Annotated in this window: 9 protein-coding genes; 3 read left to right on the forward strand and 6 right to left on the reverse strand. The window is 71.5% G+C overall.

Features of this window, described 5'->3' with window-relative positions:
• Nucleotides 1-372 precede the first annotated feature (372 nt).
• From UA74_RS17005 to UA74_RS17015, 3 genes are read left to right on the forward strand one after another with little or no spacing between them, the layout of a single operon-like run.
• Nucleotides 373-3,615 carry a non-ribosomal peptide synthetase gene (locus tag UA74_RS17005; protein ID WP_075764870.1) on the forward strand — a complete coding sequence of 1,081 codons (3,243 nt, stop codon included), beginning with the start codon at nt 373-375 and terminating at the stop codon, nt 3,613-3,615.
• Complete coding sequence (locus tag UA74_RS17010) at nt 3,608-5,956, forward strand: AMP-binding protein (RefSeq protein WP_075764872.1); 2,349 nt, start codon at nt 3,608-3,610, stop codon at nt 5,954-5,956. Before UA74_RS17005 ends, UA74_RS17010 begins: the two co-directional genes overlap by 8 nt.
• On the forward strand, nt 5,953-6,303 hold the full coding sequence (locus UA74_RS17015) for a phosphopantetheine-binding protein (protein WP_075764874.1): 351 nt from the start codon (nt 5,953-5,955) through the stop codon (nt 6,301-6,303). Before UA74_RS17010 ends, UA74_RS17015 begins: the two co-directional genes overlap by 4 nt.
• A 475-nt stretch (nt 6,304-6,778) precedes the next feature.
• On the opposite strand, the gene UA74_RS17025 is transcribed toward UA74_RS17015, so the two are convergent.
• From UA74_RS17025 to UA74_RS17050, 6 genes are all read right to left on the reverse strand, one after another.
• Nucleotides 6,779-7,441 (reverse strand): LmbU family transcriptional regulator, encoded by a 663-nt coding sequence (locus tag UA74_RS17025; RefSeq protein ID WP_232237297.1) that lies wholly within the window; start codon nt 7,439-7,441, stop codon nt 6,779-6,781.
• 769 nt (nt 7,442-8,210) lie between these two features.
• Nucleotides 8,211-9,212: a proline racemase family protein gene (locus UA74_RS17030; protein ID WP_075764878.1), complete on the reverse strand. Its 1,002-nt coding sequence runs from the start codon at nt 9,210-9,212 to the stop codon at nt 8,211-8,213.
• A gap of 29 nt (nt 9,213-9,241) precedes the next feature.
• Nucleotides 9,242-10,159 carry a dihydrodipicolinate synthase family protein gene (locus UA74_RS17035; protein ID WP_075764880.1) on the reverse strand — a complete coding sequence of 306 codons (918 nt, stop codon included), beginning with the start codon at nt 10,157-10,159 and terminating at the stop codon, nt 9,242-9,244.
• Entirely contained in the window at nt 10,156-11,580 is a 1,425-nt protein-coding gene (locus UA74_RS17040; RefSeq protein WP_075764882.1) for an FAD-dependent oxidoreductase, read from the reverse strand. The genes UA74_RS17035 and UA74_RS17040 overlap by 4 nt, the downstream gene beginning before the upstream one ends.
• Nucleotides 11,577-11,888 (reverse strand): (2Fe-2S)-binding protein, encoded by a 312-nt coding sequence (locus tag UA74_RS32010; RefSeq protein ID WP_075741158.1) that lies wholly within the window; start codon nt 11,886-11,888, stop codon nt 11,577-11,579. Before UA74_RS32010 ends, UA74_RS17040 begins: the two co-directional genes overlap by 4 nt.
• A 38-nt stretch (nt 11,889-11,926) precedes the next feature.
• Nucleotides 11,927-13,111: an NAD(P)/FAD-dependent oxidoreductase gene (locus tag UA74_RS17050; RefSeq protein WP_075764884.1), complete on the reverse strand. Its 1,185-nt coding sequence runs from the start codon at nt 13,109-13,111 to the stop codon at nt 11,927-11,929.
• Nucleotides 13,112-13,225 lie beyond the last annotated feature (114 nt).

Consider the following 13,225-nt stretch of genomic DNA (forward strand, 5'->3'; position numbering starts at 1 on the left):
ACAGCGCGCCTGCCGTCGGCCGAGAACGGCGGCGCGCCGCCGGGTCGAACCGGCCGGGCGAGAGGCAGGCCTGCCGAGAGCCGCACTCCGCAGCCCCGGTTTTCAACCCGGCACGACCTGCGTCGACCCCGCCGTGCTCGTCACGTCGAACCAGCAGGCGGCCCGATCCGTGCTCGCACACCGTGCCCGACAGCGTCTCGCGAGCGGGACGGCATCGACCGGACGAATCGGGCGTCGAGAACACAGTATTCGCCGCAGATTGCAGGCCGTCATCCGACCATTGGCTGGGTACGATCTAGCTCGTTCCACGCTGTCGACCGAGTATGCCGAGGTAGCCGAGATGAGATTCTTCGTGATCGACGGACTGACGCAATGAGTTCGGGAGAGGTCACCCTGGCCGCAGTCGAGGTGCAGGATTCGGAAGAATTCCTGACGAAAGTCCAACAAGGAGTCTGGCACCGCCAGCAACTCGAGCCGAACAGTCCGTCCTGGAATGTCGCCACCGCACTGTACATTCACGGAGAACTGGATCACGTCGCCTTCGAGGCCGCGCTGCGGATCGTGGTCGACGACGCCGACGCGCTGCATGCCCGCTTCGTCCCACGGCAGGACGGGCCGAGGCGAATCCGGCGCGCTCCCGGCAGGTGGGAGCTGCGTCGCGTCGACGTGAGCGGGGACGTCGCGCCGCGCGCGGCGGCGGAACGGCTGATGCGCGCAGACCTCGACACGGTGGTCGACCTGGAACACGGCCCGCTGTTCGCGCAACTGCTGCTGACGCTGTCCCCCGACCTGACCGTCTGGTACCAGCGCGTGCACCACATCGCCTTGGACGCCACCGGCTACGAGATCCTTCGGGCGCGGCTCGGTACGGTGTATGCCGCCCTGCGCGCGGGTGAGGTGCCCGCCGCCGAGGAGTTCCCCAGCGAACGCGTGCTGCGGGAGGCCGAGGTCGACTACCACGCCTCGCGGGACCACGACCGAGATCGGCGGTACTGGACGACCCTGCTGGCAGACCATCCCGGGCCCACCCCGATCTCGGCGGGGGCGGGCGCCATGGCGACCCCGGCGCCCGCAGCGCCGTCGACCACGTCCCCCACGACGGGCGGCCGGCCCCACCGCAGCATCGGGCGCCCGCCCTCGGAGTACGAGGCGGCGGAGCGCGCCCTGCGCCGACGAGTGGCCGCCAACCGCTCCGCCGTGCTGACCGCAGCCGTGGCCGTCTATATCGGCCGGGCGACCGGCACCGACGACGTCGTCCTGCGGCTGCCGATGACCGGCCGGACCGACGCGAGGACCCGGCTGGTGCCCGGAATGGCGGCGACCGTGGTCTCCCTCCGGCTCACCGTCACCGGCGACGAGTGCTTCGCCGTCCTCGTCGAGCGGACCGCAGCCGAACTCCTCCGAGCGCTGCGACATCAGCGTTACGGCATCGAGGAGCTGCGCCGAGACCTCGACATCGGCTCCGATCGTCCGGGAGGCCGGTCCAGCGGGGCCCTGGTCAACTTCCTGCCGTTCGCCGACACCGTCGAGTTCGGGCCGCACCGCGCCGAACTCGATCCGCTGGCCAACGGGCCGGTCGACGACCTGGCCGTCTCCATCCACTCCGATGCCCATGGCCTGCGACTGGCGGTCGATCTCGACCCGACCTGCCATGACGCCGAGGACGCCGACGCCCACCGCGACCGACTCCTGGGACTGCTGACCGCCGCCGTCGCCGAGCCGGATCGGCCTCTCGGCGAGATCCACGCCGCCACCGAGGCGGATCTCGCCGCGCTGATCGGGCCGGTCTCGGCGGCCGGGACACCGGCGACGGTGCTGAGTCTGCTGGCCGACAGCGTGGCCCGACTGCCGAACCTGCCCGCGGTGCGCGACGCCGAGACCACGCTGACCTATGCCGAGCTGTCCATCCGGTCGAACCGGTTGGCACACCAGCTGCTCGGCAGCGGCCACGGCCGCGAGGAGGTCGTCGGCATCGCGTTGTCCCGCTCGGTCGAGTACGTCGTGGCCGTACTGGCGGTACTCAAAGCGGGCTGTGCCCTCCTGCCGCTGGACCCGCAGGACCCGACGTCCCATCTCGCCTCGGCACTGGCGGCGGCGGGCGGCACGCTGATGATCAGCAGACGCGCGCTGGTGGACGTCGACGAGTTCTCGATACCGGTGGTGGACCTGGACTGTCCGAAGACGACCGACCGGGTGTCGGCGTGCTCGACCGCCGAGCCGACGGACGAGGACCGGGGAATGGCGCTGTCGGGCGCGCACGCCGCGTATGTGATCACCACCTCGGGCTCGACCGGAACGCCGAGATCGGTGGTGCTCGCCCATGCGGGCCTCGTCCGGCTCGCCGAGCGGCACCGCACCGAGATCGTCGACCCCTGGGCACGCGCGTCCGGCCGTCGGTTACGGGCTGCCCACGTGGCGCCCTTCGTCTTCGATGCCGCCTGGGACCCGCTGCTGCTGATGTTCACCGGTCAGGAGCTGTTCCTGGTGGACGAGAAGACGCGACGCGACCCGGCGGCGCTCGTCGAGGCCCTGCGTCGCGAACGCTGTGATCTCCTCGAGACGACACCGTCCTACTTCCGCAGACTCCTCTCAGCGGGGGTTCTCGACGAGCATCTCCCCCGGCCGAGTCTCGTCGCCCTCGGCGGCGAACCGCTCGACGAGGAGCTCTGGGCGCTGCTGCGGAGCACCACCGGGGTGACCGGTTTCAACTTCTACGGACCCACCGAGTGCACGGTGGACCCGCTCACCGCGAGATCGACGGACGACGAGGCGGTCACTCTCGGGCGACCGGGAATCGATGTCCGCGCCTATGTGCTCGACGCACGGCAACGACGGCTCGGCCCCGGCTCGATCGGCGAGCTGTACCTGGCGGGCCCCGGCGTCGCGCGCGGCTATCAGGGGGACGGCAGGTTGACCGCGAGCCGGTTCCTGCCCGACCCCTTCGGCTCGCCGGGATCACGCATGTTCCGCACCGGCGATCTCGTCTCCTGGACCGTGTCCGGCAGACTGCGATTCCTGCGCAGGCTCGACGACCAGGTGAAGATTCGCGGCGTCCGAGTGGAGCTGGGCGCGGTCGAACACGCCGTGCTCCGCGATCCCGACGTCCGCGAGGTCGGCGTCGTGACCAGGACGGATGTCCACGGTGATCCGGTGCTGGTCGCCTTCGTCGTCCGGAACGGGGATGCCGCAGGCGTGGCCGGGCTCCGCAGCAGGCTCACGCAGACCCTGCCTGCGCAACTGGTGCCGTCCCTGTTCGCCGAGCTCGACGCCCTGCCGATCACCTCGCGGGGAAAGCTCGATCGGCAGGCGCTTCCCGAGAGCACCGAGATCACCGACCCCGGCGTGGGCCCGACACGGGCACGTCCACCGACGTCGGAACTGGAGAAGACGCTGTACGAGCTGTTCACGGAGGTGCTCGGCGTCGCTCCCGCCGGGGTCGACGACGAGTTCTTCGCGTTGGGCGGGCATTCGCTCGGCGCGACCCGCCTCGTCTTCCGCATCAACCAGAGCCTCGACGTCCGCTGTTCCCTCCGGGCGCTGTTCGATGCCCCGACTGTCGCGTCACTGGCCCGGCGGATCGAGAGCGAGACCGGGCGGGTGGCGCTCGATGACTGATCTGCACCCCGACCGAAGCAGGCAGGCTCGGTCGTCGACGACCGAGCAGCCCAGGACGCTGCGGAGCTGCCTGGACGCGCATCCCTCGGACGTGCCCCTGTTCGACGGCAGAACCGCCGCGCAGGTGCGCGACCTGGCAGACCTCGCGGCCCGCCGATTCGCCGCGTGTGACGTCGCCGGCCGCCTCGTGGGGCTGCGCATGGCGAACGGAGTCGAGTGGGTGGCGGCCCTGCTCGGTCTGCTCGAGGCGGGCGCCCATCCCCTGCTCCTTGCGGCGGACTCTCCCGAGCCGGAATGGCACCGACTGCTCACCGTGGCAGGCGGTGATCTGCTGGCGACCGGCATCGATCCCGCGCAGGGGCGGCTTCGCCAGGTGTCGGCCGACGCGACGCCGCCTGCCTCGGGCGTCGAGCGGGTCGTTCCCAGTGAGCCGTCGGTCGTCATCATGACCTCGGGTTCCACCGGTGTGCCCAAGGCCGTCGTCCGCAGCCAGCGGTCGCTGCTGGTCGAGGCGGCACACTACCGGCGGCACTTCCGGGTCGGTCGGGACGACGTGTTGTGGATTCCGCTGCCGCTGCCGCACGCCTACGCGCTGAGCTGGCTGTCCTGCGCACTGCTTGCCGGAACCGACACCCGACTGCCCGCCCCGGGTGCCCTGGGCGAACTGGAGAACGGCCTCCGAACCGAGGCGACGGTGGCGGCGCTCGTGCCCTCGCTGACGCGGCTGCTGCTGCACCGCCGTCGGCGGCGAGCCGATGCAGGCGGCCCCGCACCGTTGCGGACGGTGGTCGTGGGTGCCGGAGCCGTCGACGAGCCGTTGGCGACCGAGTTCCGGCAGGCCTATGGGATCGGGTTGTCCCGTGTCTACGGGTCGACCGAGACGGGAGCCGTCTGCGCGGCGGGGCCCGACGTGCCCGCGCTCTGCGTCGGCAGACCGCTGCCGGGAGTCGACCATCGCGTCCTGGACGAGGCAGGCCGCCCGATCGGTGCGGGCGGCGAGGGCCTCCTGGAGGTGCGAACCGGCACCGGCGAGTCCTGGCAGGCGACCGGAGACCTGGTGTTCCAGGACGAGCAGGGCCGGCTCACGGTGCTGGGCAGGCAGGCGAACGCGGTGCGCCGAGGTGATCGCTGGATCGCCCCCTCGGAGGTGGAGTCGGTGTTCCGGGAGCATCCCGGAGTCCGGGAGGCCCGGGTGACGGCGATCCGGTCGGCGACGGCAGGCGAGGACGGGCTCCTGGTCGAGATCGAGGCGGGGAGCGCAGGCGAAGGCGACGCGGCGGCACCGCCCGGACCCGCTGACCTGATGTCTTTCGCGCGCGAGCGGCTGGCCGCCTACAAGCTCCCCAATGAGGTCCGCGTGGTCCACCGGCTCGCGCGCGGCGCGTCGGGGAAGGTGGTGGCGAAGCCTCGGTATCGGTGGGCGGAATCGGCCGTGCTCAGCGAGGCCGCGAGGGCCCATCGAGTCTCGGCGACGCTCTTCGCCCTACGGGATCTGGGTCTGACGGAGCTGCTGACCGGATCGCTCAACACCGAGGAGATCGCCCGGCGCGCCGGGGTGGCTCCCGTCGAGTTGGAGTTCCTCCTGGACACGGCGGCGGGCCTCGGGCTGCTCGTCCCCGGCGGCTCAGGGCGTCTCGTCGCCGACGGCGTCGCCCTGGATCTACAGCTCATCGACGCCGAGGCACGAACGTCCCGGCTGGCACGGGACGCCGTCGTGGACGTCGTGCGAGCCGGAGCGGGCAGCTCGACACCGGCCGCCGGTTCGCCGGACACCGCCGCCGACCCACCACGCGACCCGACACCGCCCGCACTCGCCACGAGGACCGTCGAGGGGCTGCGGCTGCTCGATCCGCCGTCAGGCGCCCGAGTGCTGGAGGTGACCACGCGGGACGGCCGCTATCTGGCCGCCCTGCTGCGGCGAGACACCGCCGCGCGGGGTCACCTGGTGCAGGTCGGTACCACCGCCGAGCCGGCCGTCTCGCTGCGCACCGAGGCCGCCGGACGGGTGACCTACGCCGCGCCCGCCCCGGACGAACCCGACCTGGACCTGTGCGTCATCAGCGACGCCGTGCACGGTCCCCGACCCGGCGACGAGCCGCTCCGGCTGTTCCAGCGCCTGCGGCCCGGCGGTGTGCTCCTCGTCGACGATCGGTTCCTGCCCGAATCGGGCGGGCCCGCACGCGGCGAGGGCCTGGACTGGCTGGTACGACGCGGATTCTCCTGGCCGCAGCTCGCCCCGCTGCTGGCCGCGCTGCGCGCGGAGGGGGCCGAGGTCAGCGTCCGTCATCCCTCGACGGGGGCCTCGGCGGGGGCCTTCGTGATCGCCGTGGCACCGGGATGACCGAACCGGTGGTCGGCCCCGACCGGACCACGCCGGGACACCGCCGCCGGGAGACGACCATGATCAGTCGAGGAGAGAAGAGCGCCATGGACCTGATCGAGACGAGGCTGCGCCAGGTGATCGCGGATGCGCGGCAGCCGCGCATCGAGCCGGCCGACATCCCCAGTACCGGACTGTTGGACACGCTCGGCCTCGACTCCGGTGCCTGTCTGAGTCTCCTGCTCAGCGTGGAAGAGGAGTTCGACATCGAGATCGAGGACGCGGACCTCTCCCCCCGTCTGGTGGACGATCTGACGGTGTTGGCCGACTACGTCCGGAGTCGGACCGGCTCGCTCGAGCTGAGCTGAGCTGGCTCTGCCCGGCTCTGCTCGTCCTCGGAAGCACGGCGACGGCAGGCAGAAACCAGTGGGCATCCTGGTCTGCGGGGTCACTCGACTGTCGGCACCCGAGCGCCCACCGCATCAGCCGAACCATGACCGTCCGTTCGGCACCGCAACGCCGCGCCGACTGTGCATAGGCCGCCGCACCAGTGGACGTGACCCGAGCTTCGTGATCGAGTCGCATCGGCCGGCCGCCTCGGCGGTCGTGGCCGCGATCCGCCGCCGGACCGAGTCCCTCGGCCGGACCGTCGACTCACACCCGAGATCGACGCGGTGACCGCGTCGATCCGGGGCTGGTCGTCCTCGGTGGCCGCCGACCAGCCGGTGCGGGACCTGATTCGCCGAACACGTGACGAAGCCGGTGTGCGCAGGCTATGCCGCGCGATGCCGCGTCCGGGGCGACGTCCGGGGTTCGCCGCCGGGGCGAGCCCGGTCCGACGGCTCACCCGTCGCGGCGCGACAGCGTGTCGGTGTCCTGCCGGGGAACCACGATGTCCACCGGGGTCGAGTCCGCGACCTCACCCGCTCCGGCCACCTGGTCGAGCACGCTGGTCATCCAGTCCACCAGGTTGCGTCGAGAGCGACTGGCCGCCGCCTCCCAGGCCTCGTGTCGACGACCGTCGATGCGCATCTCCACATGCATCGTCTGGGGTCTCGTCACCTCACGCTCGGCATTCCGCGCGGCACGGGCTCGATTCCGCAACTGATTCCTCGACCAGGAGTGGCGCTGCGCGCGGGACAGCCAGCGCTCCTGCTCCTCCGGGGGCAGCGCCGCCACCTCGGCATGGTGCTGGAAGCTCAGGCCGAGGTAGCGCCGAGCAGGCGGGAACTTGCCCGCAACCCAGGCGTAATTGCGTAACGTCCGGTAATCCAGTCGGGTCTCGTTGATCGCCCGGTGGTAGCGATCCGGATATCTCGCCTGGCCGAAGAGCAGCCAATCACCGAGCCACCAGACCGAGGACTCCGACACCGCGGCGATCCGCTGCCCGACCTGCTTCCACTCGTCGATCGAGAGGGTGTCCGCAAGCACGAGGGCATTCCGTCGAGAGCGGACCCGCTTCTCGTCGATCAGTGCCGAGTGCTCCTCCCCTGCGACTACGGTCACCTGTCCGGATTCCTGCGGTACCGTCACTGGAGCCATCCATTCGTCACGTGACTTCTCACCTGTTGACTTTTGTTGCCGCCCGCACCGGCGATCGCGAACAGGCGAACAGGAGCACGCCGGGTCACGCCGTCCACGAGAAGGGGTCGTGACCAGCTGGATCAGTCCGGTCGACCTCATGCGGGACCCGGGTCGGCTCCCGTCGCCGTCGACAGGTTCGGGCGAAGGCCGTCCACATCACGGAAAAGAGAGACGCCCCACCGGGAAGGCTTCGTACTCAGCCTTCTTCAGTGCGCGAAAGAATACCGATCAGGACTCGACCACGGGAATCTCGGTCGATTCCTCCCGACGACCATCCGGTGTCGGATTCGAATCAGGAGAGGCAGTGCTCGACGAGACGATGCCGGTTCGCCAACGACGACCACAATTCGCCGACCCGAGGTACATGACGACGAAAGTATCTTCCCGCCGAAGCCTGCTCTACCGCCGATCGAGTGAAGGCCATCGAACAGTGCGCGCAGTGATAGCGGGACGGGAAAGGGGCCGCTGGATCTGGACCGGCAGCCGGCCGTCCACTATGGTCCGGCGGCGCTGCCGTCGGCCCGGGATACGCGGCCGCCCCGCATCTCGAGCCTGAGTCACCGGTCGCCTCGGCCGTGCCGTCGAGCTGATCGCCGAATTCGGATCGGTGCGTCGGCGGGCGCCTTCGGTGCGACCCGCCCCGGCGTCGTCGCCGGGGCGGGTGTCCGCCCGACAGCCTCCCGTCACCGACTCAGAACGAGAACCCCGCCGGGAACGGGTCCGTCGGGTCCAGCAGGTACTGCCCCATTCCCGTCACCCAGGCCCGCCCGGTGATCGTCGGGATCACGGCGGGAATGCCTGCCACGTCGGTCTCCCGCACGAGCCTGCCCACGAAGCGGCTGCCGATGAACGACTCGTTCACGAAGTCCGTGTCCAACGGCAGCTCGCCCCGAGCCCACAGCTCGGCCATGCGGGCGCTGGTGCCCGTGCCGCACGGCGAGCGGTCGAACCAGCCGGGGTGGATGGCCATCGCGTGCCGCGACAGCCGCGCGTCGGAGCCCGGGGCGAGGAATTCGACGTGATGGCAGTGGTCCACCCCGTCGATGCTCGGGTGTCGCGGCGGTGCCGTGGCGTTGATGGCGGCCATGATGTCCAGTCCGGCCCGCAGGACGTCATCGGCTCGCGACCGGTCGAAGGGCAGGCCCACGTCGTCGAGTTCGACCATGGCGTAGTAGTTGCCGCCGAAGGCCAGGCTGTAGGGCACGTCCCCGAGTCCGGGCACGGCCACGACCTTGTCCAGGCGGTCCACGAAGCTCGGGACGTTCTCGATCGTCACCGACTCGGCGTGGCCGTCGGCGACGGCCACCCTGGCGACGACCACCCCGGCCGGGGTGTCCAGCCGGATGACGGTCTCCGGTTCGTGCACCTCGACCATCCCGGTCTCGACGAGCACCGAGGCGACCCCGATCGTCCCGTGGCCGCACATCGGCAGGAAGCCGGAGACCTCGATGAACAGCACGCCCCAGTCGCAGTCCGGCCGGGTGCTCGGCTGCAGGATCGCCCCGCTCATCGCGGCATGGCCCCGAGGCTCGGTCACGAGGAACGTGCGCAGCTCGTCGAGGTGCTCGATCGCGTGCAGCCGACGCTCGTTCATGGTGGCACCGGGGATGACACCGACGCCGCCGGTGACGACGCGCGTCGGCATCCCCTCGGTGTGTGAGTCGACCGCGCTGACGGTCCTGATGGATCGCACGGCTTGTCGCCCTCCCGATCGCCTGCGGCTCAGCGGTTCTTCGTGTAGGCCAGGGCCCGTTCGGTGTCCCGCCGGACGGCCGCCGCCGCCGTCTCGGACAGCGGACCGCGCGGCGGACGGGTCGCGCCGCCGTAGCTCTCGCCGATCACGTCGATCGACAGCTTGATGGCCTGGACGAACTCGGTCTTGGAGTCCCAGGCGAACACCGGGACCATGTTGCGGTACAGGTCGCGGGCCTCGAAGACCTTGCCCGCCATGACCAGCCGGTACAGCTCGACGGCCTCTCGTGGGAAGGCGTTCGGGTAGCCCGCGAACCAGCCGGTCGCCCCCGCCACCAGCGACTCGAACAGCAGGTCGTCCGCCCCCGCGATGACCTGCAGGCTCGTCTTGTCGAGGATCTCCAGGACGCGGCGCACGTCCCCGGAGAACTCCTTGACGGCGACGAGGTTGTCGAGTCCGTCGATCTTGGCGAGCAGATCGGGCGTGAGGTCGACCTTCGTGTCGAAGGGATTGTTGTAGGCCATGATCGGCAGGCCCACCTCGTTCACCTTCTCGTAGTGCTCGATGATCTCGCCCTCGTTCGCGCGGAAGATCGTCGGCGGGAGCAGTAACACGCCCGCCGCACCGTCCTCGGCGGCGAGTTCGGCCCAGTGCTTGGCCTGGTGCCAGCCCACGCCGTGCACGCCCGCGACGACGAGACCCCGATCGCCGACGGTCTCCACCGCGACCTGGATCACCTTGCGGCGCTCCTCGTCGGTGAGGGAGGAGTACTCGCCGAGGGATCCGTTCGGGCCGACGCCTCGGCAGCCGTTGTTCATCAGCCAGTCGCAGTGCGCGGCGAAGCGGTCGAAGTCGACGGCGAGGCCCGCAGGAGCGTTCGGGTCCTCCTTGAAGGGAAGCGTGGTGGCGACGATGACGCCGCCGAGGTCGAACTTCGTGCCGGTCATGGGGTGTGTCCTTCCTGTGCAGTCGGGGCGGCCGGGAGCGCCGCCAGTTCCGCGAGACTGATCGGCGCCGCAATGGGCCGCCGGTCGGTGGAGGCGTCGGCGATGACTCCGTCGGGCGTGGTCTGCCCGAGGATCTCCTCGACGTTCCTGCCGCACATCCGGGCCTGGCAGATGCCGAGCCCTGCGCGGCTGGTGAGCTTGGTGGAGCGCAGTCCCCTGGACCGGGTCGCCGTGACGGTGTCGACGAGTTCGCCGTGGGTGACCTCTTCGCACCGGCACAGCACGGTGTCGCCGTCCAGCCAGGCGGTCCAGCCCGGTCGGATGCCGTGCGCTCCTTCGATCCGTGCCGCGAAGCGGGTGGTGCTCACGCGCCTGCGGCGGAGCCGGGCGGTCCGTCGTTCGTCGGCGGCGCCCGCGGCGGCCAGTCCGGCCAGCGCCCCCTCGGTCTCGGCCGCCTGCGCACCGCCGATGCCGGTGATCTCCCCTGCGGCGAAGACGTCCTCAACGCTGGTGCGGCCGTCCTGATCCGTGACGACGAAGCGGTCGGGCCCGATCCGGCAGCCTGCCGCGATGGCCAGTTCGAGCCTCGGGGTGAAGCCGTGGCTGACGCAGACGGCGTCCACCTCGATGCGCCGCTCGGTGCCCGGCAGCGGCGCCCACGTCGAGTCCAGTCGCGCGACGGTGACCGACTCGACCCGCTCGCCGCCGTGGGCGGCGACCACGGCGGAGCCGGTGACGTACGGGATGCGGTGTCTCAGCTGGCTGAGCAGGTAACCGCCCAGCTCGCCGCCTTTGCCCAGGGCGGAGAACAGCTCCCACGGCCGGGCGGTCCAGTTCCGGACGAGGGCGGGCAGGCGGGCCGCCTCGTGGATGCCGACGACGCGGGCGTCGGTGTGGGTCAGGGCGGCGGCGACCGGCAGGAGGAACGGTCCGGCGCCCGCCACCAGGACGCGCCCGCCGACCGCGACCCGCTCCCCCTTCGCGAGTGCCTGCGCCGCCCCGGCGGAGTAGACGCCCGGCAGGTCCCAGCCGGGGAACGGGAGGGTCCGGTCGTGGGCGCCGGTAGCGAGGACGAGGGCGTCGGGCAGCAGCGTGCGCGGTGTCCTGGCCCGCCCGTCCGGCGGCCCGGCCAGGACGTGCACCCGCGGCCGCCCGTCCGGCCGATCGATCGCCCAGACCTGCGCCCCGGTGATGATCTCGCAGCCCGCGTCGGTGGTGAGACGATCGCGCAGCGCGGTGAACCGCGACCAGCCGTGGTGCAGCCGCCGCTGATGTCGCGCCGGTCGGTCCGCAGGCAGGTGGCGCCAGTACTGGCCGCCGAGGTCGGCGGCGTCGAGGAGCACGACGGCGGCTCCCGCGTCGCGGGCGGCGCGGGCGGCGGTGAGACCGGCAGGTCCGGCGCCGATGATCACGACGGTCATGACCCGGCCCCCGGCAGCTCGTCCGCCTGCAGGGTCACGGTGTCGCCGTGGCAGGCGCGGCGCTGACAGGCGCGCACGTCGCGCTCGCCGTTGACCGTGACGACGCAGTCGAAGCACACGCCGATCCCACAGAACACCCCCCTGGGCCTGCGAGATCGGCTGGTCGTGCGCCAGGAGTCCCGGCCCGCGGCGAGCAGCACGCCCGCGAGCGTCTGGCCGCGCACGCCGGGGACGGGCTCGCCGTCCACCTCGATGACGATGTCGACCTCGTCGGCGCGTCCGACGACGTCGACGGACGACGGAACCATGTTCGGGCCCGTCCGGCGCCTGCCTTCTGGTCGCGGGCTCATGCGGCGCCTGCCTTCGGGTCGGGAACGGCGAGCGGGCGTCCGCTCGGACGGAACGGCGTCGGGTCCACGGGAGCGGGCCCGCCGAGCAGGTCGGCGGCCAGCAGCTGGGCGGTGACGACGGACAGCCCGATGCCCGCGCCCTCGTGCCCGCCGGCGTGCCAGAGGCCGCGCAGCCGGGGGTCCTGCCCGATGAGCGGCAGGTGATCGTCGAGGTAGGGCCGGAACCCGCCGTAGGCCCGCATCACCGGGGCGGCGGCGAGGAAGGGGAACAGGGCGACGGCCTTGCGGGCGATCTCGCGGAGCACCTCGACGCGGATGCTCGGGTCGAAGCCGACCTGCTCGCGGCTCGATCCGATGAGGACGGTCCCGGCCGCAGTGGACTCGACGACGCTGGAGGTCTGCAGGGCGGCGTCGGCGGACTGGGTCGCACCGACGTAGTCGCCGTCGTAGACCTTGTGGAAGATCCGGTGCGGCATCCGGGTGGTGACCAGGACCATCCCCCGCCGGGGGCGGACCAGCACCGGTGCCCCGATCCGCTCCGACACCTCGCCGGACCAGGGGCCCGCCGCGAGGACGACGGCGTCTGCGGTGAGGTCGCCGCGGGTGGTGGTGATGCCGACGAGCCGGTCGTCGCGGACGATGCCGCCCAGGACCTCGACGCCGGTGCGCACCTCGGCGCCTGCCCGGCGCGCGGAGGCCAGCAGCGCCTCGCCTGCCGCGACGGGCTGGACCTGGCAGTCCTGCGGGTAGTACACGGCGGCGGTGAGGTCGGGGGTGAGATCCGGTTCGAGCTCGTGGGCCTCCTGGGCGGTCACGACGCGGGCGTCCACTCCGGCGGCACGCTGCTCGGCGGCGAAGTCGATCAGGGGCTGGGCGCCGGCCTCCGTCGTGGCCACGACGAGTCCGCCCTTCTTCTCGAACTCGACGGCGGGGAAGGACTCGCCGAGTTCGTCGGCGAGTTCGGCGACGACGTCCGGCCAGCAGGCGTTCGCCGCGAGGGCCAGCTCCAGTTCGGCACCGGGCCCCTTGTCGGAGACGAGGAGGTTGCCCTCGCAGGAGGCGCTCGTGCCGGTCATCGTCGGGCCTCGGTCGACGACGAGGACCCGGTGGCCGCGCCGGGCCAGTGTCCGGGCGCAGGCGGCACCGACGATGCCCGCGCCGATCACGATGATCTCGGTCATCCACCCTCCTTCCGCTAGTAATATGTCACATATCGCGGCCGAATGAGAGTGCTCTGCCTCACGAATCGCCGAACCTCGCAGCTCGCCGACCCCGGCTCGCCGAACGCCACAAGC

It is taken from the genome of Actinoalloteichus fjordicus (assembly GCF_001941625.1).
GTDB lineage: Bacteria > Actinomycetota > Actinomycetes > Mycobacteriales > Pseudonocardiaceae > Actinoalloteichus_A > Actinoalloteichus_A fjordicus.

Coding starts and splice junctions, on each gene's coding strand:
- UA74_RS17005 (WP_075764870.1), top strand. CDS start 373: ATGAGTTCGGGAGAGGTCACCCTGGCCGCAGTCGAGGTGCAGGATTCG.
- UA74_RS17010 (WP_075764872.1), top strand. CDS start 3,608: ATGACTGATCTGCACCCCGACCGAAGCAGGCAGGCTCGGTCGTCGACG.
- UA74_RS17015 (WP_075764874.1), top strand. CDS start 5,953: ATGACCGAACCGGTGGTCGGCCCCGACCGGACCACGCCGGGACACCGC.
- UA74_RS17035 (WP_075764880.1), bottom strand. CDS start 10,159: ATGACCGGCACGAAGTTCGACCTCGGCGGCGTCATCGTCGCCACCACG.
- UA74_RS17040 (WP_075764882.1), bottom strand. CDS start 11,580: ATGACCGTCGTGATCATCGGCGCCGGACCTGCCGGTCTCACCGCCGCC.
- UA74_RS32010 (WP_075741158.1), bottom strand. CDS start 11,888: ATGGTTCCGTCGTCCGTCGACGTCGTCGGACGCGCCGACGAGGTCGAC.
- UA74_RS17050 (WP_075764884.1), bottom strand. CDS start 13,111: ATGACCGAGATCATCGTGATCGGCGCGGGCATCGTCGGTGCCGCCTGC.